Raw genomic sequence first — 21266 nt, 5'->3', positions numbered from 1 at the left:
TAATTAGCCAATGTTATTTAGAAAAAACTAATTTTTAAGTGAAAATGGACGGTGAATGTCGGATATATTAATAATTCACATATAGAAAAGTTAAATTTCCCTCTATGAAAATCCTAATTTGCAGAAGAAGAAGGATTCCAAGCCCTGCTGCAGAAATAAAAAGCAGACTAAAATAAAAGGAGCATTCCATTGATTAAAAAGGAACGGCAGATACCAATTAAATTAAGAAAACTAGAGGCACTTCTTAGAAGATTACCTTCAAACCACCTAAAGAGAAGTAAAATTGAGGAGGAATATGCTAAAATTCGAGCAGGATATAGAGGCGAAAAGTCAATTGACTACTATCTAAATTCATTGGATGAAAAGAGATTTTTTATTTTTCATGATATTAGACTCCAACATTGTAATAATGAGTATTTTCAAATAGATATTTTATTACTGACAAGCAACTATCTTGTCATTCTTGAAATAAAAAATATGAATGGAACATTGTGCTTTGATCAAAAATTTCACCAACTGATCAGGGCTTTGAATGGTAAAGAAGAAGCATTTCCGGATCCTATAACACAAGTAAAACGGCAGAAAAAGCATTTGCATCAATGGTTAATTTCTAATCATTTCCCCTCGCTCCCTATCTATCCACTAATTGTTATCAGTAATCCTGTAACCCTCATTAAATCGATTCCAGCATATTCAGACGAAGTAACAAGAAAAGTGATACATGCTTCACAGCTTCACTCAAAAGTTGAACAAATCAATCAACGTGTAAAAGATGATGTGCTAAGTACCAGAGAGATAAATAAACTTTCCCGATTGCTATTAAAACTTCATTCGCCTCATAATCCAGATATACTGTCTCACTTTCAATTACAGGAAAAAGATCTCCTAAGAGGGATTCAATGCCCGAATTGTAATAACCTTGAGATGCTACGAGTAAACGGTTCCTGGACCTGTTCAAGTTGCAAAACCTCGAATAAGAATGCCCATGTGGCAGCATTAGATGATTATTGTCTTCTAATTTCCGCTACCATCACCAATCAAGAATTACGCAAATTTCTAAAAATCACGTCTGTTTCCTCTGCTGCATATCTGCTGAAACAGTTAAAGGTCGAAACCACAGGCTCCTACCGCCACCGCAAATACCATCTCATCCCTTCAAACACAACAAAAACGCCTCATCATTGAGACGTTCCGTTCACTACAGCAAATACCATGCGATCTTTGCCATTTATATCGTATTTTATTTCTGCTTCTGCATGCGGCAGCTTGTCCAGCAGCAGAGCTTTTACATCTTCGCCTTGTCCGGCTCCAACTTCAAATGCGATCAGGGCGCGATCGCTGATGACGAGCGGAATTTCTGCGGCGAGTCTGCGGTAAAAATCGAGTCCGTCCACACCGCCTGCCAGTGCGCGAAGCGGTTCATGGTCCTTCACAACTGGAGAAAGCTCCAAAATGTCAGCATCCGGGATGTAAGGCGGATTAGACACGACGACATCAAGCTTCTTGCCGCTATTTAATATCGGGGATAACAGATCTCCGTGTAAAAACTGGACTTCTGCTCCAAGATTTTTTGCATTCAGCTGAGCGACTTCAAGTGATTCGGGTGCAATGTCGACCGCACACAACTTGAACATCGGATTTTCTAAAGCAAGGGAAATGGCAATGGCACCGCTGCCCGTCCCGATATCTGCTGCTTCTACTGAAGAATATCCGTTAAACAAGTTTTTTGCTTTTAATAAGATTCCTTCTACAAGCTCCTCGGTTTCCGGGCGCGGTATAAGGACTTCTTTGTTGACCATAAACGAACGGCCGTAAAATTCTTCTGATCCGATCATATGCTGAACTGGTATTCCTTCAGCATGACGGTTTACATCTGTTTTAAAGCTTTCCCAGACTCCGTCAGGAAGATCGGTTCTAAGGTTAGCCAGCATCTCTGCACGGCTCATATTCAGGTGATGGCGCAAAAGGAGCTCTCCCGCATTGTGGTCCCGTTCTGCTTCTGCCAAAAAAGAAGAAGCCCACTTCAGGGCTTCGTATATCTTAATCATGCTTACTGGTCTGCCTGATCAAGTCTGCTCGATTGATCTTCAACGATAAGAGCATCGACAAACTCATCAAGTTTCCCTTGCAGAATCTGGTCAAGCTTTTGGATCGTCAGGCCAATGCGGTGGTCTGTTACACGGTTTTGCGGGAAGTTATACGTGCGGATCCGTTCTGATCGGTCACCTGTACCGACAGCAAGCTTGCGGGTTTGGTCGTATTCAGCCTGTGCTTCTCGCTGAAATTTATCATAAACGCGTGCGCGCAATACTTTCATTGCTTTTTCTTTGTTCTTGATCTGGGATTTTTCATCCTGACATGAAACGACCGTTCCTGTTGGAAGATGCGTTAAGCGAACAGCTGACATTGTCGTGTTTACACTTTGTCCGCCCGGTCCGCTTGATGTGAATGTATCTACACGAATGTCTTTTTCATGGATCTCAATCTCTACTTCTTCTGCTTCCGGCAAACATGCAACGGTAGCTGTTGAAGTATGGATTCTTCCGCCTGATTCTGTTTCAGGAACGCGCTGTACACGGTGTGCCCCATTCTCGTATTTCAGCTTCGAGAATGCGCCTCTTCCGTTTATCATGAAAATGATCTCTTTGTAGCCGCCGACTCCTGTTGAGTTTGCTTCCATCACTTCTGTTTTCCAGCCTTGTGCTTCAGCAAAACGGCTGTACATGCGGTAAAGATCGCCCGCAAATAAGGCTGCCTCGTCTCCGCCTGCTGCACCGCGAATCTCCATGATTACGTTTTTGTCATCGTTCGGGTCTTTTGGAACAAGAAGGATTTTCAAACGTTCAGAGAGCCCTTTTTCCTGTGCCTGAAGCTCAGAAAGCTCTTCTTTCACCATTTCGCGCATATCTGCGTCAAGCTTGTCATCAAGCATCATTTTTGCGTCATCGATCTGTTCTTTCACAGATTTATATTCACGGTATACTTCAACAGTTTCCTGCAGGTCAGATTGTTCTTTTGAATATTCACGAAGCTTCTTAGAATCGTTGATAATATCAGGATCCATCAGCAGCCCATTTAATTTTTCGTAGCGGTCTTCTACGGATTGTAAGCGATCTAACACGTTATTCACCTCAATTTTCGTCCATAACGTTATAATTATAGTATAGGTTAAGCCAAGCGTCAAAAGCAAATTGACCAAGAAAAGCGCAAGCGCCCGTTTAGCGCATGCAGACAGATAAGGATTCGCCAGAAAGGCGCTTTTTGCTTTTACATGCGGATCCGTTCTGGCCGAGGAGTCGGGCGAATCAGCTTGCTATCGAAGCGCAAAATTTTCTATATTCTTGAAACTCCAGAAAGGAAGAAAAATGAAAATAAGAAAAGTGCATCATGTTGCCGTTATTTGTACCGATTATGCCTTGTCGAAGGACTTTTATGTCAATAAGCTCGGATTTGAAATTATCCATAAATTTTACCGTGCTGAAAGGGATTCTTATAAATTGGATCTGGCTGTTGGAGATCATACTCAAATTGAGCTGTTCTCTTTCCCATCGCCCCCGGAGCGTCCTTCACGTTCAGAAGCAGCTGGCCTTAGACATCTGGCTTTTTCTATTGAAAATATTCATGAGACAGTGAGTCATTTGAATGAACTGGGAATCGAAACAGAGCCGATCCGGGTCGATCCCTTCACAAAGAGGCTCTTCACCTTTTTCCAGGATCCAGATGGATTGCCGCTGGAATTATATGAGGATCCCGTCGAAACAGTAAGTCACAATTCGTAAAATCTGCACTTTCTTTGACGAATCCATTCTTCTTTTGTCTGCATAGAAGGGATGCATCTTCCCCTTATCGAACATGTTGATTATCGTGTTTTGTATGTTTCGGATCGATTAAGATAGGGGGAAAATAGATGAATACAAGCCAGGTCGCGAAGTTATTGGGTGTGTCGCCGAAAACCGTACAGCGCTGGGTAAAGCAGCTGAATTTGCAGATGGAACGGAATGAGCTAGGCCATTATTTGTTTACAGATGAAGATATTAATACCTTAAGAGATATTAAAGACCAATTAAATCAGGGTATCCTTTTTCATGAAGTGAAGGTTACGGAAAAGAAACCTCCAAGAATAGGGATAGTGAAAACAGAAGCAGCTGAATCCGGCACTGATTTTGATGAACTATTGCAAAAGATTGCTGAGCTTGGTCAAAAAGTAAACAGCAAAGCAGACAGTGTTGTCTCTTACCAGCTTTTGCAGCATCGCAGGGAAATTGAGGAATTAAATGAACGAATTACTGAACTCGAAGCTAAGATTGAAAGTTTCGAAAAACAAAAAGACAAGCATCCTATCGAGCATGCTCTTGTTTTTGATCATATCAAAACACCTAAAAAACAAAAGCGCAGAAATTTTATCAGCTCCATCTTCAGTTTCTAGCATAAAAAAACTCGTTTACTCAGAAACGAGTTTTTTATTTTGTTTCTAGATTCACTTTAATATCGTAGCGCGGAATGATATTCTGCATTTTTGTTTGAAGCTCTGCCTGCTTCTTTTGTTTTTCATCTTCTGTGAGTTCTGAATCAGATGCTACATCCACCCAAATTGTGTTTCCATTCATCGTGACGTTGTCGATTTTAAGAGACTTGTCATTCCGGATCGCTTCTTGAAGCTTATCCATTTCATCTTCGTTTTGCTCGCGGTTTTTTGACAGATTTAAAAAATTGGGGTTCTGTTCCGTTGTTCCGCGTTCATTTGATACACCTTCCCCTGTTTGCTTCAGCTCACTGCCTTTATGCGACTCAGGCTGAATTTCGGACTGCCCGCTGGGATTTGAGCATGCTCCCAGTAAAAGCAATATAATGACCATCCATACAACTTTCATTATGAACACCTCCATTTTTAAGGTGCCCAATTATCCCATAAAAAAAGCTGCCTGATAAAAATTATCGGCAGCTTTGGTTTTGTATTATAAGTTCTGAGTTTCCTCACTTCGAAATGCTTTAGCAGGTTTTTCGGGTACTTCATGATGATGGCGGCATCTTGGCTCGTACGATTCAGATGCACCAACAAGAATGATTGGATCATTGTACGATGCCGGTTTGCCATTAATCAGTCTTTGAGTGCGGCTTGCAGGAGATCCGCAAACAGAGCAGACAGCCTGAAGCTTTGTTACAAGCTCAGCGACAGCCATTAGTGCTGGAACCGTGCTGAATGGCTCTCCTCTGAAATCTTGATCAAGTCCTGCAGCAATCACACGGTATCCTTGATTGGCAAGCGTTGTGACGACATCCACGATGTCTTCATCAAAAAATTGAACCTCATCAACAGCGATCACGTCTGTTTCGGGTGTAATATATTTAAATAGGTCACTTGAAGAGGCAACGGCATGACTGATCATCGCAGTCCCATTATGTGAAACAACCTCTTCATCACTGTAGCGATTATCGATGGCAGGCTTAAACACCTTCACTTGCTGTTTGGCAAATTGCGCCCGGCGGACTCTCCTGATCAGCTCTTCAGATTTCCCCGAGAACATGCTTCCGCAGATGACCTCAAGCCACCCGCTTTGTTTCATAACATACATGAAAACGGCCTCTCCCTTCATGATTAAACCTGTTTCTATGGTTGAGCGCCCTTTATGACGTCACATTTCTATCGTAAAATAAACCGCAGCGGTTTATTAGGATCGTATGAATCCATATGTAAAAGTGCTTATTCCACTCTTATTATGGCTGTTTTTCCCAAGAATTCGCGGGAAATGGCGTAAAAAAACAGGCAAGACAGAAATCTTGCCTGTTTCCTTTAATCTATGATTATTTAAGACCGTATTTTTTGTTGAAGCGATCAACACGACCGTCAGCAGAAGCGAATTTTTGACGTCCTGTGTAGAATGGATGGCACTCAGAGCAAACCTCGATGCGCACCTCGTCTTTTACAGAACCAGTTTCAAATTCATTTCCACAAGCACATTTAACCATAACTTTTTTGTAGTTAGGATGGATAGCTGCTTTCATTCCGTTTCATCTCCTTCCGCCCTGAATCGTTTGTCGAAACAGAGTTATCAATTCCAGAAGATTGACTTCCGGAAAAGCACATAAAAAAATTATAACAAGCTTCCAATTTATTTGCAACAGTTAGGAATAAAATTTACAATCGTTTTCCCGAGACACCTGCCGCTTTCCATTCAGCATCTAAAATGCTGAAGAATTCTTCATTGGATTTTGAATTACGCAATTTTTTAAGGAATTTTTCAGCAAAGTCAGGTGAATCTGACATTGATTTGCGGATCGCCCAAAGCTTTTCAAGATGATCTCTAGGAATAAGCAATTCTTCTTTACGCGTTCCAGAACGGCGGATATCGATTGCCGGGAAGATGCGTTTTTCAGCAAGAGAACGATCAAGGTGAAGTTCCATGTTGCCCGTTCCTTTAAACTCCTCATAGATCACATCATCCATGCGTGAGCCTGTATCTACTAGAGCTGTTGCAAGAATTGTCAGGCTGCCGCCTTCTTCAATGTTTCTTGCCGCTCCGAAAAATCGCTTCGGACGGTGAAATGCAGCAGGATCGATACCGCCTGACAGCGTACGTCCGCTTGGCGGAATAACAAGGTTATAAGCACGCGCAAGACGAGTGATGCTGTCCATAAGAATGATAACGTCTTTCTTATGCTCGACAAGGCGCATTGCACGTTCAAGTACAAGTTCTGCGACTTTGATATGGTTCTCAGGAACTTCATCAAATGTTGAGCTCACGACATCGCCTGCTACAGAACGTTCTATATCCGTTACTTCCTCAGGACGCTCATCGATCAGAAGAACGATCAGTTCAGCTTCAGGATGATTCGTTGTCACACTGTTAGCGATTTCTTTTAATAGCATCGTTTTACCAGCTTTAGGAGGTGCAACGATTAGTCCGCGCTGTCCAAATCCAACGGGAGCAATCACGTCCATGATGCGTGTCGAAAGGTCATTTGGCTTTGTTTCAAGAATAATTTGTCTGTTCGGATACAGCGGTGTCAAAGCCGGGAAATGAACACGCTCTTTTGCAGATTCAGGGTCGTCCCCATTTACTGCCTCTACGTGAAGCAATCCGTAATAGCGTTCGTTTTCCTTCGGCGGACGCACTTTACCGGAAACCTTGTCCCCATTTCTTAAATCAAAACGGCGGATTTGCGAAGCTGAAATATAGATATCTTCAGAACTCGGGGAATAATTGATAGGTCTTAAGAACCCAAATCCCTCTGATTGAATAATTTCAAGAACGCCTTCCATGAACAATAAGTCCTCTTGCTCAGCGTTTGCTTTTAAAATGGCAAAGATCAATTCTTTTTTTGTCAGTTTACTGTAATATGAAATTTTATAATGACGCGCAAGTTCATATAACTCTTTTAATTTCATATGTTCGAGATTGGAAATTGAAACCTCGCTCATGTCAACACCACACTTTATAAATTATAAAAAACATTGGTTCTTCCATCTATATTCGTGAAAAAACTAGAAATTGGATCAGATATAGAGAAGAAATAGAAGATAGGCTTGAAGTAGGAAAAGCAGTGTGAAAGATAATCTTTCATTTACGCAGCACTCTTTAGTTTTACCTTATTTGCTGAATTTAATCAATATATTTCACACATTGAAATGATTTTGAAATAAAGCCAGAAAAGCGGAAACGCCTTGTTCTTCAAAAAAAGAAGCGGAGCAGCCGGAGCCGCTCTGCTTTTTTCATTATTGTGGTGTTATTTCATTACTAGATTCGGTTTTTTGCTTAAGCTGTGTGTGCCGTCAATGAACCGAACGGTTCCTGATTTTGCACGCATAACCAGTGATTGAGTTGTTCCGATAGAAGCTTTGAACTGAACTCCTTTAAGGAGTTCCCCGTCAGTTACGCCTGTTGCTGCAAAAATGGCGTCTTCGCCTTTCACCAAGTCTTCCATGCGAAGTATCTTGTTAACGTCTAGGCCCATCTTTTCGCATCTTTCGCGTTCTTCATCATTTTGCGGAAGCAGTTTGCCTTGGATTTCTCCCCCAAGACATTTTAGCGCCACTGCTGCCAGAACGCCCTCAGGCGCGCCGCCTGATCCAAACAGGATATCTACACCCGTATGATCAAATGCTGTATTAATCGCACCAGCAACGTCTCCATCATTGATCAGCTTAATGCGGGCGCCCGCCTCGCGAAGCTCTTTAATGATATGCTCGTGTCTTTCACGGTTTAAGATCGTTGCAACGACATCTTCTATGTTTTTGTTCTTCGCTTTTGCAACAGCCTTTAAGTTATCGATGATTGGAGCATTAATATCAATGCAGCCAACTGCTTCAGGTCCAACCGCAATTTTATCCATGTACATATCCGGTGCATTCAGAAGATTTCCGTGGTCTGCAATCGCAATGACTGCAAGTGCGTTCCAGCCTCCTGATGCAACGATATTTGTACCCTCAAGCGGATCAACAGCAACGTCTACACGCGGTCCATAGCCTGTCCCAAGCTTTTCGCCGATGTAGAGCATTGGCGCTTCGTCCATCTCGCCTTCTCCGATTACGACTGTGCCTTTCATCGGAATAGTATCAAATACGTCTCTCATTGCGGATGTTGCTGCATCATCAGCTTCATCTTTTTTGCCTCTTCCCATCCAGCGTGCAGAAGCAAGTGCTGCTGCCTCCGTTACGCGAACTAGTTCCATCGATAAACTTCTCTCCATCGTTCGTTCCTCCTCATGTATCCCCTGTTGTCATTTTTATTTATTTAAGCTCTTTTCATAATTATTGTTATTTTTATCGGAAAAAGAGCACGATATATACGAGAAAATTAAATACGGAGCAACTATCTCTGTGAAAACAGCTTTTATTTATGAGCTTTGCAGCTGCTCAATTTCCTGCTCTGTCAGCTTTTCACGCCAAATTGTTGCCCCGAGGCTTGTCAGCTTTTCTTCAAGCTGGCTGTAGCCGCGGTCAATGTGCTCGAGACCCGTGACCTCTGTCACTCCTTCTGCAATCAAACCCGCTGCTACCAATGCGGCTCCTGCGCGAAGATCGCTCGCTTTTACTTTGGCGCCTTGAAGCTTTGTTGGTCCTGACACAATCGCTGATCTGCCTTCCACCTTAATCTTTGCTCCCATCCGGCGCAATTCATCAATATGCTTAAAGCGTGCAGAATAGATTGTATCTGTCACAACGCTTGTCCCAGTAGACTTCGTTAACAAGGATGTAAAAGGCTGCTGCAGATCTGTCGGGAAACCTGGATAAACAAGCGTTTTAATATCTACCGCTTTTAGTTCCTTCTGACCGCCGACAATCCAGATCTGATCATTATTTGTTTCAACGTGGATACCCATCTCTCTGAATTTTGCAATGAGAGATTCAAGGTGAAGCGGAATCACATTATCAATCAGCACTTCCTGACCCATTGCTGCCCCGATAATCATATACGTCCCAGCTTCAATTCTGTCCGGAATAATCGAGTGTCTGCAGCCATGAAGACTTTCAACACCATCAATGCGGATGACATCTGTACCTGCGCCTTTTATTCTTGCACCCATGCTGGATAAAAGCGTAGCAACATCAATAATCTCCGGCTCTTTCGCCGCATTCTCAATAATCGTCTGTCCTTTTGCAAGCACAGCAGCAAGCATAATATTAATGGTTGCACCTACACTTACAACGTCCAAATAGATTCGTGCACCTTTTAATTCCTCAGCGCGCAAATAGATAGCACCTTGTTCATTTGTTACCTGTGCCCCTAAAGCTTCGAAACCTTTAATATGCTGATCAATTGGACGCGGGCCAAGGTGGCATCCTCCAGGCAAACCGATAACTGCCTTTTTAAAACGTCCAAGCATTGCACCCATTAAATAATAGGAAGCGCGCAGCTTTTTGACCTTCCCGCTTGGAAGAGGCATGGAGATCATCTCTGCCGGATTCACATACATTTCGTTATCCTTAAATTCAGCTGTCCCTCCTATCTCTTCGAGAAGCCCTTTCAAAATATGTACATCCGAAATATCGGGTAAACCTTCAATCGTCACGGGTGATTGCGCGAGGATGGTAGCGGGTATTAACGCAACCGCACTGTTTTTGGCACCGCTTATATTAACCGTTCCTTTTAAAGGATATCCGCCTGCTATTTTTAACTTTTCCATGATAGTCTCCTTTCTCAGAGAAGTTGGCTTTTTGCTCAAGCTAAAAGCCATCGTGTTATGAGATTAAAATGGTGGTTCTTAATTGCGAAAAGCGCAAGCGCCCGTTTAGCTCCGACATACAGATAAGGATCCGACAGAAAAGGCGCTTTTTGCCTTTACTGGCAGAGCCGTTCTGGCCGAGGAGTTGGGCGATGGAGCTAGACATCGAAGCCAAAACGTTTTTACTTTCCTAAAACTTCAAAAAGAACTAGCCTGCACGACCAGAAAATGAATGAGAAACAGGAAAAGATCTCTTTTCAACAAATATTTTCCATTAATGCGGCAAAGAATACAAGTTCAAGTTTTTTTTCTTTTATTCATTATGACATATGAAATTTTTTTAGATACCATTAATTTAATGAAGAGGTCATTTGGCAGGGGCAAATAATAAGCGAATGGAAGGTTCTTAATTTAAGAGACAAATGGCAAGCACTTATGCTTGCCATTCATTTAATCTATAGTCATTGCAATCTATTGTTTACGATTATTCCAGTCTGCTAAAAACTTTTCGATTCCTTGATCTGTTAAAGGATGCTTGCAAAGCTGATTAATGACGTTGAATGGAATTGTGGCAATATGTGCACCGTGCAGAGCTGCATCTGTCACGTGCATTGGATGTCTGATGGATGCTGCAATGATTTGAGATTCGATTCCGTGAATATCAAACATTTGCGCGATTGTAGAAATCAGCTCCATGCCATTTTGTCCGATGTCATCCAATCTGCCGAGAAATGGTGATACATATGTAGCACCGGCTCTTGCAGCAAGCAATGCCTGATTTGCATTAAAAATCAGCGTAACATTCGTTTTAATGCCAAGGTCTGTTAATGCTTTGACAGCCTTCAAGCCGTCTGGCGTCATTGGAACTTTCACTGTGATGTTCGGTGCAATCTCAGCAAGCTCCTTGCCCTCTTCAATCATTTCCTCTGCTTTTAAGGAAATAACTTCTGCACTGACTGAACCTGAGACGATTGCTGTGATCTCTCTTAGGCGATCATGAAAGGATGCATTTTCTTTTGCTACTAAACTCGGATTCGTTGTAACACCTGATAAAATTCCGAGAGACTGTGCTTCTTTAATTTCTTCGACATTTGCTGTATCAATGAAAAATAACATTCTGCCATCCTCCTAAGATATCAGAAAAATTAATCTTGTTTACGCTTACTTCTTATTGGAAGAGAAACCGCCTTGTCGTTTCAGATATGTATCAAAGGCGGTTTTATCTTTTTTTGAAAAATTAAGCTCTGCCAGCAGAACCGAATTCCTTCATTTTGCCTGCAACTGTAGCTTTAATTGCATCGCGTGCTGGTCCTAAGTATTTACGTGGATCGTATTCGTTAGGCTTAGCTGCTAATGTTTCGCGAACTGCTTTAGCAGAAGCGATTTGGTTTTCAGTGTTAACGTTGATTTTAGCTGTACCGAAAGAGATCGCTTTTTTGATATCGTGTGTTGGGATACCAGTTCCGCCATGAAGAACTAAAGGCATACCTGTAAGGTTACCGATTTCTTCCATCTCTTTGAAGCCTAAGTTAGGCTCGCCTTTGTAAGGGCCGTGTACAGATCCTAGTGCAGGAGCAAGGCAGTCGATGCCTGTGCGTTTTACCATTTCGTCGCACTCTTTAGGATCAGCGTAAATAACGCCTTCAGCAATTACGTCGTCCTCTTGTCCGCCGACAGTTCCAAGCTCAGCTTCAACAGAAACGCCTTTTGAATGAGCATAGTCCACAACTTTAGCAGTTGTTTCGATGTTTTCTTCAAATGGGTGGTGAGAAGCATCAATCATAACTGAAGTGAATCCAGCATCGATTGCTTCTTTACATTTTTCAAAGCTTGAACCATGGTCAAGGTGAATCGCAACTGGAACAGTCACTTTCAAGTCTTCCATAAGTCCTTCTACCATTTTAACAACTGTTTTGAAGCCGCTCATGTAACGTGCAGCGCCCTCAGATACACCAAGGATTACAGGTGATTTTTCTTCTTCAGCAGCTTGAAGAATTGCTTGAGTGAACTCAAGGTTGTTCAGGTTAAATTGACCTACAGCGTAACCTTCGCTTTTTGCTTTATTCAACATTTCTGTCATTGATACTAAAGGCATGTCGAAATATCCTCCCTATGCAGCTAATTTGCTAAACCGAAAAGCTTACGTAACATCTAGCATGACCAGAACGATTGCAATGTATGTAATCTGATGAAATGATATACGGGCTTTTCTCATTAACTAGCATACCAACTTATGAGAAAAACGGCAACTTTTCGACATAAATCTGAATTTTCTGCAAAATATTTAATTCGATCTGATTGGAAGGTACTTTCTCACTGCATCACGAATCTCATCTATATCAAACGGTTTTGCGAAATGCGTAAGCGCGCCAAGGTCTTTCGCTTCCTGAATCATATCGAGCTCGCCGTATGCAGTCATAATGATAACGCGGATGTCGGGCTCAACCACCCTCATGCGTTTTAGGATTTCAATTCCATCCATTCCAGGAATTTTCATATCTAAAAGCACTAAATCCGGTTTATGCTTGTCAACAATTTCCAAAGCCTGAAAGCCATTTGCCGCCTGGAATGTCTGATATCCCGCTTTTTGAAAAACCTCATTCAGCAAAATTCGGATTCCGTACTGATCGTCCACAATTAATATTTTTTCATTCATGTCCCTGCACCTCTTCATATTATGATTATTTAGCAAAAACTGCCGATCGTTTTTATTTAAGCTCTTTTCTGAAACATTGTTGCTTTTAAATGATATTTAAGGTGCTCAAGCAGCACTTTCAAGAATCTAATGCATTACTGGCAAAGAGCACGAAAACCATTTTATATACGTAGTTTTACTGCGAAACAACAATCTATGCGAAAACAGCTATGTTCCTCTCTAGTATAAGACAGTCCGCTGAAACATACGGTATTTATTCGGTTCTCCGCATTCTTATTCCTGCTTAAATAAGAAGAACTTTATCGACAAATTCTGAAATGCCATGTTAGGAGTTCTAATTATTATTCGTTATAATATTGGATGTAAAGGAGTGTATTTTTCTATGATGAAAATTTTCATGACACAATTGAATGGCCACTTCAGCCGGATTCATGAGCAGGAAGAGGCTGCAATAGAAGACGGCGCAAGACTGCTCGCACAGGCAGCAGTCGGAAGCGGCACAATTTATATACATGGATTTGATGAGCTTGGCGGCATTATTGGTGAAGCTGTGTTAAGCGCTGAGCCTCTGCCTGGTGCAAAACCTTTGTTTCTTGAGGACGGCACAATGAGCAAGCTGACAGATGCAGACCGCGTGCTTCTGTTTACCCATCGGTCGAATGACCTGAAGGCGATAGAGCTTGCTCTGAAGCTGCGTGAAATCGGCGCCGGCACAGTCGGCGTATCATGCTTTGTGAAGGATGAAGAAGCAAGTCTTGATGAGCATGTGGATGTTCATATTGATTCAAAGCTGAAAAAGGGTCTGATTCCCGATGAAGATGGCAGCCGCTATGGCTATCCTGCTTTAATGACTTCGCTATTTGCCTATTATGCTCTGAGTTTTACACTGAAAGAAATCCTTAGTGAGTATGAATAGATAAGTGAAGCTGGCCAGCGCAGAAAAACGAAATCTGCTGCATCTTCCAAACAGGCAGAAACAGTTTTTAGCGGAAATCGCCATTTTATTAGCGGAAAAGTCATAATTTATAGCCAGTTTACTGTTTTTATTAGCCGATTTTGAGTTTTATTTAGCCAGCAATTATTTTGATTTATCCGATACTTAATAATGTGCACTTCTTCTTATTTTCGAGCTGAAATTGCCATTTATTAGCCAAAATCTCAATACGGGTATGGAATCCAGCAAAGCGTATTGTTAATACATTTTTTCCAGCGGATGGTCTTTTACTAGAAAAGATCACTCTTTAATTGGATACCCATGCTGCGCAGACGTTTATAATTTCAGCCTGAAAATACAGAATTTCTGAAACAGGCAGATCTTGACCAGGCCCAATCTTATCATACAGCCGAAATAGATTTTATCAGCCGATTTTTCATTTTTTACAGCCGGTGTTCCATTCATTCGGCCATTTTCGGATTTTTTCGGCCAAGCTGATTTTTCATTCAGTCATTTTTTTGCTTTATCAGCTGATTTTTTCAGTATTTAGCTTTTTTCAGCCGATACATTCTGATTTAAGTGAAGACCACTTTTCACATGAAACAATTTCGATATAACAAAAAACCCTGACAGCTCAAGCTGTCAGGGTTTTTCTCATGATTATTTTTCAGAAGCCATCAATGATGCATTCACGAATTCACGGAATAATGGCTGCGGTCTTGTTGGTCTTGATGTAAATTCCGGGTGGAACTGGGAAGCCACAAACCAAGGATGATCTTTTAATTCGATAATTTCAACTAGTCTGCCGTCAGGGCTTGTACCAGAGAAGATGAATCCTGCGTCTTCCATTGCTTGACGGTATTCATTGTTGAACTCATAGCGATGACGGTGACGCTCATAGATAACTTCATCCTGATATGCCTCAAATGCACGTGATGATGGATCAAGTTTAGCCGGGTAAAGTCCAAGACGAAGTGTGCCGCCAAGGTCCTCGATATCCTTTTGCTCTGGAAGCAAGTCGATAACCGGGTATGGTGTTGCAAGATCAAGCTCAGATGAATGTGCACCCTGCAGTCCAAGAACATTGCGTGCATATTCAATAGAAGCTACTTGCATGCCAAGACAGATTCCGAAGAATGGAACTTTGTTCTCACGAGCATATTGAGTTGCAAGGATTTTGCCTTCTACGCCGCGATCCCCGAATCCGCCTGGAACAAGGATTCCATCCACGTCTGAAAGCAGTTCTTCCGTGTTCAATACAGTTACTTCTTCAGCGTTGATCCATTTGATGCTGATGTCTGCATCAAATGCATAGCCTGCATGACGCAATGCTTCAACAACGGAAATGTAGGCATCCTGAAGCTCTACGTATTTACCGACGATTGCGATGCGAACTGATTTAGAAAGGTTCGTTACTTTTTGAACTAGCTCGATCCACTCAGACATTTCAGGTTCGCGGGAATCAAGTTTTAAGTGATCGCAAGTGATTTGGTCAAGATGCTGTTCTTGAAGTGCCAATGGAATGGAGTAAAGAGTATCTGCATCACGGCATTCAATAACTGCGTTTGTATCAATATCACAGAATAAGGCAATTTTGTCCTTCATGTCCTGTGAAATTGGCATTTCTGTACGAAGAACGATTACGTTTGGCTGAATGCCCAAGCTTCTTAGTTCTTTTACACTGTGCTGTGTCGGCTTTGTTTTCATTTCGCCTGCAGCTTTGATGTAAGGAACAAGTGTACAGTGGATGTACATGACATTATCACGGCCAATGTCGCTCTTCATTTGACGGATAGCTTCAAGGAATGGAAGTGACTCGATATCCCCCACCGTTCCCCCAATTTCAGTAATGACAACATCCGCATTTGTTTCTTTTCCTGCACGGAATACACGATCTTTAATCTCATTTGTAATATGAGGAATAACCTGTACTGTTCCGCCAAGGTAATCGCCGCGGCGTTCTTTCTTTAATACAGAAGAGTAAATTTTACCAGTTGTTACGTTGCTGTATTTATTTAAATTTATGTCAATGAAACGCTCATAGTGTCCTAAGTCCAAGTCTGTTTCAGCACCATCGTCCGTTACGAAGACCTCTCCATGCTGATAAGGACTCATCGTTCCCGGATCCACGTTGATGTATGGATCAAACTTTTGGATTGTCACCTTTAATCCGCGGTTTTTTAGCAAACGTCCAAGAGATGCAGCTGTTATCCCTTTTCCTAATGAGGATACAACTCCTCCTGTAACAAAAATATACTTTGTCATGTGTTCTTCTCCCTTCAAGTGATGTATAAGATTAATGTGCACAAAAGAAAACATTCCCAATCTAATGGGAACGATTTTACTTTATAAGTTTTGATTGGGGGCTATAAAGAAAAGCGGAAGCGCCTTGTTCAGCTCCGACAGGCAGATAAGGATACGTCAGATAAGGCGCTTTTTGCCTTTACTGACGGAGCCGTTCGACCAAGGAGCCAGGCGCTGGAGCTAGACATGAATGCTCAAACTTTCTCTCGCCTGTATATAAATTAAGCGGAAGTAACTTGCCCGGCAGTACAAATGCCCGCTTCCGGCTGCCTATTTATGGCCAGCAGGATGTGATCCCCGCTTTGTAAAAATAAGAAAGCTCCCTTTCCGCTTTACGAAAGGGAGCATGGTATATAAAATCCATAGGTATTGCTTTTAAAGAGCCCAAATAAGATTCTACCTAGTTGGTTCCTGAAAGTCAAGATGATTATAAATCTTCTTCCTCATCTTCTTCAACATCCTCGTCCAGGTCTTCATCTAACTCTTCTTCTTCAAGATCGAACTCTTCGTCTTCAATGACTTCATCGATTTCTTCTGCATCGTCATCCAGATCGTCGTCATCATCAAGGTCATCGTCAGTATCGTCTTCGTACTCTTCGATTTCATCATATTCTAATTCTTCTTCATCCACTTCATCAAAGTCATCAAGCTCAAGGTCTTCAGCAACCGCTTTTTTCGCTTTTTTCTTCTTAGGCTTAGCGACTGGCACAACCTCTTCTTCGATTTGTTCATATGGGTACCAGCTGCGCAGTCCCCAAGTATTTTCTCCAACACAAATATAACGTCCGTCGATATTTAAATCTGTGTAGAATTGTGAAATTTTATCTTCAACCTGTCTTTGAGTCAAGCCGATAATTTGGCTGATCTCTTTTACTAAATCTTTAAAAAGATATGGCTGTTTTTTTTCTGTCATCAGGTCGTATGCAACTTCAACCATTGACAATTCTTTAAGCTGGTCCTTGGAATATTGTGAAATACTCAAAGTGAGGCACTCCCTTTCTCGTCGTTCATCTATTGGAGGTGAAAAAACGCAAGCGGCTTTGTCAGCTGGACAGCCTGTTTTTTCTCACCCTATAAGAAATCCGGAAGTGAGATTGATAGCACCGTCCGAATCCTATGTATTCAAGTCATACCATTCATTATAAACAAATTCTAACACTTTATGCTACCTTAATCTTCTTCCTTGTAATAAATCAGAATAATTTTCAGCATTTCTATTAAAATTTAGAACTTCATAGAAAAACTCGGAAGATTTCCCGAGTTTTCAGCGGCTGTTTTTGATTTGTTTAAAGTTGTTCTGAAGCTCCTGAAGGCGGACGCGGCCTTGTTCGCGAAGCTGTTTGTTCTCGTCTTCAATGGCCTTTGTTTCCTGCATTCCTTTTAGGATAATGCTCCAAGTTTCTTCGATTGTTTCCATTTTAATGCTTGGACTTCCTGAAAGTCTCGCAATATCAACACTTTGCTTTGATATATTTTGAGCGTTACGGAGAAGCATTTCATTTGTGCGTTTTTCAAGCTCGTTCATCGAATCTGCCACAAGCTTCTGTCTTTTTGCAGCAATCGCGTTGATAAGACCTGTTTTAAAGATCGGAATGGTTGTGACGAAAGCAGAGTTGATTTTTCCTATTAGCTTTGTATTTCCTCTTTGCAGAAGCCGAATTTGAGGCGCTGACTGATAGGCCACTTGTTTGGCAAGCTCCAGGTCATAAACTCTTTGCTCAAGTACTTCTACCGCATTTCGCATTGTATCAAGCTCCATTTGTGCAAGCTGATCCCCTGATGCTGCTTTTGTTTCTAAAGCCGGAAGCTGCTGCTTCAGTTCAGCTGCTTTCATATCTCCGGCTACGATATATTTTTCAAGCTCCATATAATATTGGAAGTTTTGTTCATACAGCTGTTCAAGTGTGTTGGTTGAACGCTTCATTTCATCTTCATATTTGACGATTTCCATGTACACTTTATCAATTTCTCCGCCCATCGTCTGGTACTTGGACATGATTTTCTCTACCATCTTCTGACCGCGGTTAAAGATTTTCTTCATAAACCCTTTATTTTCTGCAAAATCCTTTGGATCAAAGCGGTCCATGATTTTGCCAAGATGTTTAAGGAGAGCGCTTGACTCTTCCATACTGCTTGACTGCATCGTATTTAATATTTTTCCTGAAAAAGCGGAAATTTCATCCGCCGGCGCTTTTCCATATTCAAGCATGCCGACTTGATTGCGGTAGTCAATCATTTGCGCAAGCTTTTGAACTTCCGGTTCTTTTTGCAGCTGTACTTTCATGTTGTTCGGCCCTTGCTGCAGAACCTCTTCCATTTGATCCACTTTACCCAGTCCTGGTACTTGAGACATATTGGTATCCTCCCTCGATAATAAAATCAGAACATTTTGCGGATGAATTTTTTCAGCCGCGAAGGCTCCTGAAACTCTTCTCCGAAGCTCATTTCATCCAGCCAATGACTGTCAAAATATCGTTCATCTACAAAGTTTTCTATGTCATTATGACCCGGCGGATTGTAAATCACGATATCCAGCCCGAATTCATTCATTAAAAGCAGAATGGCTGCATCAGCACGTGTCATGAAGCCGTTATTCTCATTATTGTAAAGCACAACCCGCGGCACATATTGAGAGTAATCGAAATTCTGCAGCAGCTTGATCATGCTGTTTGGAATATTCATAGCTTGATTAAACAAATATAATTGCAGATCATATAAGCTTTCCTGCTCTTGTTTTTTCAATTTAGGATGTGCGCAATATCTCGAGATTGCCTCAGCAATTCCCTTCTGCAGGCCGGTTGGAAGATTGCTGTATCTCCACCAATGGCTGTTCATCATTTTTTCAGCCTGCAGCTCCTGCTTTTCACCCAGGGCATTTTGATAATGAAAGTGAGGGTTTCCTTTCGCTTCCCAAGTAAAAGGAAATTGTTTAATAACCTCCGCATATTCATAATCGGTCAAGTCCTGAATCTTGCTCCAGTAAGCCCGCCGGTTTTTTGTCATCCCAAAAATTTTTGAAAAGATGGCCGGTATATTCACTGTATTGTTCCGGACTTCAAAATTCGGCCTTAAAAATGCTCTTTCTTTTATAAGAATGAAAAGTTCGTCGTATGTTGTTTTCAGCGTAATGGCATTAGGTGAATAATTTCTGAATTGCCACGGCTTATAAAGCATGGAATCATCTGAATGAAGAACCTGGTCGATTTCTTTTGATGCTTTGTAAGCAATAGTAGAAGTTCGCTCAGGTCTTGTTTTTGGAAACGCTGTCAGTTGGTGAGTCCCCGGATAGCGAATGATCTTGCTGATCGCTTCATCCGGATCTGCATCATCCAGTATATCTGTTCCCTCCGGATGGGCAATAATGACGTCACAGCCGAAAAGAATAAGGAACTTAAGGAAGGTTTGCTCGCTTGCCGTCGCATTTCCATACCAAAAAAACGCTGGTATTCTGTCTTCTTGCTTTGCAGTTTTTTCAAGTTCTTTATATAAATGATTCCACGTCCATTTAACTAGATCCACAATGACTCTTCTGAAATCTCCTGTTTCATCCTTTCGCTCCTCGAAAAAGGGAGTCAGCACCTTGATGACACAAGCTCTCAAATGGCGGTTCAATTCAGGATTTTTAAGCATTGGAAGCAGCTGATCACGGTCCATAAAAGCGACAAACCGGTTCACTGACAGTTTTTCTTTTCCATGCAGAATTAATAAGTTCTGAATCGCCTGGAATTTTTCCTGCGGAATGGTTTTGTCTAGATTTTCACTGAGAAAGTGAAGGTCCAGTTCGTCGTTATGAACAAGATCATAGAGCATTTGAAAATACTCATCTTCCACTAAAGGTGTTCCTAGCATGCGAATGGCTATTTGAGGGATTTTCATTTCAGAGGGAGTATTCACAAATCCCGAGCGCTCGGATAACGGCTGAAAAAGAAGCGCTTGCCAATCTGTTTCAAGATTAACCGCTGCTACTGTCTGATATGTTCGAATCATCTCTCTTCCCTCCCCCAAAAGTCACATCCAGCTGTCTATTTTTTATTTTTGCGTTTCATTCGAGCAGAAATTTAACGTTCCAGAAAAGTGCCTATCTGCTTGTTCTCTTTTCGCCAAATACGTGCTGCATTCCTTCACTCGTTACAACCCATGTTTTCCCAAATTTCCGAATGGTGCCTTTAGGGAATTGATCAATCCGTTTACGCAGGGTGGAGTTGTCTATTCCCCATTCCCGGCAGGCCTGTGTGGAACTCATAATATTCTTATCCAATAAATTTGTATGGTTCTTTTCTAGTGTAACCAATACGTTCACTCCAATAATATCTAAAGAAAATCTATCTTGCAGCCATTTGACATCGGAACACCTTGTTAATATTGTACCAGCACAAGGTAAATATTTCTATTTTACAACTCAGCTGGTGCCGGGCTTACTTTCGCCAATATGTTTTCCAAAATTTCTTCGGAGGCAAAAATCCCATTTTTGTTTGTTCTTTTAATCGTTTCTACTAAACGTGTATTTGATTCGCCCAATTCTCCATGCAGCGGTGAGAAGGCATGATCTGCACCTTCAAGCATGCATAGATCAAGCAGAGAATCCCCCGCAGTAATGACAGTTTTTGCACCAATTGCTTCTTTGACATAAGCAACGGCATCCCATTTGTTGATCGGCTTTGGTACAAAGTACAGCTTTCTCCCTTGGAGAGAGTGCTTCCAGCCATGGCGATCGAGCCACAGGATAAATTCCTGCAGCCGCACTTCAGGAATGAGAGCGCGATCGATAATATTATATAGAAAGAGATTTTCAGCATTTTTTTGTTTTAACACCCAATCATCTGCTGCAATCTCCTGAAACTTGAGGGAAACCTCTTCTAAACTGGTGCACTCATTTTTCATCAGGTTTTCTAAATGATCTTTCCACTCCGAGTCGAGCTTTCCGTTCTTGAACACATGTCCGCCATTGCTTGTGACCGCATAGCCTGGGATAATTTCTTCCTGGAAAACAGTGATGCGCTCGTATTGTGAGGGTGTTCTTGTAGTAACGGGCACAAATGTCATTTGCTCCGCAATTTCCTTCAGCATGGAAATCGCTTTTTTCGTCATAAATGAGATTTCCTGACCTTCGAGCGTTTCGATCAGGCGAATATCAGATTCGCTCACCGGTTCCCGGAAGGACCTTCTTGAATAAATGAGTGTTTGATCCAGATCACTTGCAAAAATCAC

Annotated in this window: 20 protein-coding genes and 1 pseudogene; 4 read left to right on the top strand and 17 right to left on the bottom strand. The window is 41.8% G+C overall.

The features are described 5' to 3' along the window. Positions 1–189: 189 nt before the first annotated feature. On the top strand, positions 190–1185 hold the full coding sequence (locus tag QFZ72_RS02950; RefSeq protein WP_307429181.1) for a nuclease-related domain-containing protein: 996 nt from the start codon (positions 190–192) through the stop codon (positions 1183–1185). On the opposite strand, the gene prmC is transcribed toward QFZ72_RS02950, so the two are convergent. Together prmC and prfA are read right to left on the bottom strand one after the other, a co-directional pair. After that, positions 1179–2045, bottom strand: coding sequence for a peptide chain release factor N(5)-glutamine methyltransferase (gene prmC / locus QFZ72_RS02945; RefSeq protein WP_307439562.1), 867 nt, complete (start codon positions 2043–2045; stop codon positions 1179–1181). The two genes, QFZ72_RS02950 and prmC, sit on opposite strands and share 7 nt — an antisense overlap. A 5-nt stretch (positions 2046–2050) precedes the next feature. Continuing rightward, on the bottom strand, positions 2051–3121 hold the full coding sequence (gene prfA, locus QFZ72_RS02940; RefSeq protein WP_307429178.1) for a peptide chain release factor 1: 1071 nt from the start codon (positions 3119–3121) through the stop codon (positions 2051–2053). Between the two features lie 244 nt (positions 3122–3365). On the opposite strand from prfA, the gene gloA2 reads away from it, so the two are divergent. Both gloA2 and QFZ72_RS02930 read left to right on the top strand, forming a co-directional pair. Further along, positions 3366–3779 (top strand): SMU1112c/YaeR family gloxylase I-like metalloprotein, encoded by a 414-nt coding sequence (gloA2, locus tag QFZ72_RS02935; protein ID WP_307429176.1) that lies wholly within the window; start codon positions 3366–3368, stop codon positions 3777–3779. Positions 3780–3907: 128 nt separating this feature from the next. Next, a complete protein-coding gene (locus QFZ72_RS02930) occupies positions 3908–4426 on the top strand; it encodes a MerR family transcriptional regulator (protein ID WP_307429173.1) in 519 nt (172 codons plus the stop codon). Positions 4427–4460: 34 nt separating this feature from the next. Here QFZ72_RS02930 and QFZ72_RS02925 read toward each other — a convergent pair whose 3' ends face one another. The 9 genes from QFZ72_RS02925 to QFZ72_RS02885 form a co-directional block, all read right to left on the bottom strand. Then, positions 4461–4871: a hypothetical protein gene (locus QFZ72_RS02925; RefSeq protein ID WP_307429170.1), complete on the bottom strand. Its 411-nt coding sequence runs from the start codon at positions 4869–4871 to the stop codon at positions 4461–4463. An 84-nt stretch (positions 4872–4955) separates the two neighbouring features. Continuing rightward, positions 4956–5573: a thymidine kinase gene (locus tag QFZ72_RS02920; protein ID WP_307429168.1), complete on the bottom strand. Its 618-nt coding sequence runs from the start codon at positions 5571–5573 to the stop codon at positions 4956–4958. A gap of 229 nt (positions 5574–5802) precedes the next feature. After that, on the bottom strand, positions 5803–6003 hold the full coding sequence (gene rpmE, locus QFZ72_RS02915) for a 50S ribosomal protein L31 (RefSeq protein ID WP_029283312.1): 201 nt from the start codon (positions 6001–6003) through the stop codon (positions 5803–5805). A gap of 133 nt (positions 6004–6136) precedes the next feature. After that, positions 6137–7420 (bottom strand): transcription termination factor Rho, encoded by a 1284-nt coding sequence (gene rho, locus QFZ72_RS02910; protein ID WP_307429165.1) that lies wholly within the window; start codon positions 7418–7420, stop codon positions 6137–6139. 305 nt (positions 7421–7725) lie between these two features. After that, a complete protein-coding gene (glpX, locus tag QFZ72_RS02905) occupies positions 7726–8688 on the bottom strand; it encodes a class II fructose-bisphosphatase (RefSeq protein ID WP_307429162.1) in 963 nt (320 codons plus the stop codon). A 147-nt stretch (positions 8689–8835) separates the two neighbouring features. Further along, entirely contained in the window at positions 8836–10125 is a 1290-nt protein-coding gene (locus tag QFZ72_RS02900) for a UDP-N-acetylglucosamine 1-carboxyvinyltransferase (RefSeq protein WP_307429160.1), read from the bottom strand. Between the two features lie 510 nt (positions 10126–10635). Beyond that, entirely contained in the window at positions 10636–11280 is a 645-nt protein-coding gene (gene fsa, locus QFZ72_RS02895; protein ID WP_307429157.1) for a fructose-6-phosphate aldolase, read from the bottom strand. 121 nt (positions 11281–11401) lie between these two features. Next, positions 11402–12259 (bottom strand): class II fructose-bisphosphate aldolase, encoded by an 858-nt coding sequence (locus QFZ72_RS02890; RefSeq protein WP_223438664.1) that lies wholly within the window; start codon positions 12257–12259, stop codon positions 11402–11404. 189 nt (positions 12260–12448) lie between these two features. Further along, on the bottom strand, positions 12449–12820 hold the full coding sequence (locus QFZ72_RS02885) for a response regulator (RefSeq protein WP_029283300.1): 372 nt from the start codon (positions 12818–12820) through the stop codon (positions 12449–12451). Between the two features lie 382 nt (positions 12821–13202). Between QFZ72_RS02885 and QFZ72_RS02880 the strand changes: the two genes are divergently transcribed. Further along, positions 13203–13736, top strand: a complete 534-nt coding sequence (locus tag QFZ72_RS02880) for a DUF2529 domain-containing protein (protein ID WP_307429151.1) — start codon at positions 13203–13205, stop codon at positions 13734–13736. Positions 13737–14414: 678 nt separating this feature from the next. Here the strand turns inward: QFZ72_RS02880 and QFZ72_RS02875 are convergent. The 6 genes and pseudogenes from QFZ72_RS02875 to QFZ72_RS02850 form a co-directional block, all read right to left on the bottom strand. Beyond that, the gene (locus tag QFZ72_RS02875) at positions 14415–16019 is read right to left on the bottom strand and encodes a CTP synthase (RefSeq protein WP_307429148.1); all 1605 of its coding nucleotides are present in this window, start codon (positions 16017–16019) and stop codon (positions 14415–14417) included. A gap of 466 nt (positions 16020–16485) precedes the next feature. Beyond that, positions 16486–17040: a DNA-directed RNA polymerase subunit delta gene (gene rpoE, locus QFZ72_RS02870; RefSeq protein WP_307429145.1), complete on the bottom strand. Its 555-nt coding sequence runs from the start codon at positions 17038–17040 to the stop codon at positions 16486–16488. Positions 17041–17322: 282 nt separating this feature from the next. Beyond that, positions 17323–18411: a toxic anion resistance protein gene (locus tag QFZ72_RS02865; protein WP_307429142.1), complete on the bottom strand. Its 1089-nt coding sequence runs from the start codon at positions 18409–18411 to the stop codon at positions 17323–17325. A 26-nt stretch (positions 18412–18437) separates the two neighbouring features. Further along, a complete protein-coding gene (locus QFZ72_RS02860; RefSeq protein ID WP_307429140.1) occupies positions 18438–20045 on the bottom strand; it encodes a YceG family protein in 1608 nt (535 codons plus the stop codon). Between the two features lie 91 nt (positions 20046–20136). After that, positions 20137–20322: pseudogene (locus QFZ72_RS02855) on the bottom strand (helix-turn-helix domain-containing protein); the annotation flags it as partial. 128 nt (positions 20323–20450) lie between these two features. Beyond that, positions 20451–21266: an HAD family hydrolase gene (locus tag QFZ72_RS02850; protein ID WP_307429137.1), complete on the bottom strand. Its 816-nt coding sequence runs from the start codon at positions 21264–21266 to the stop codon at positions 20451–20453.

The organism is Bacillus sp. V2I10, from assembly GCF_030817055.1.
Taxonomy (GTDB): domain Bacteria; phylum Bacillota; class Bacilli; order Bacillales; family Bacillaceae; genus Bacillus_P.
This window is presented reverse-complemented; position numbering and strand designations above follow the sequence as displayed.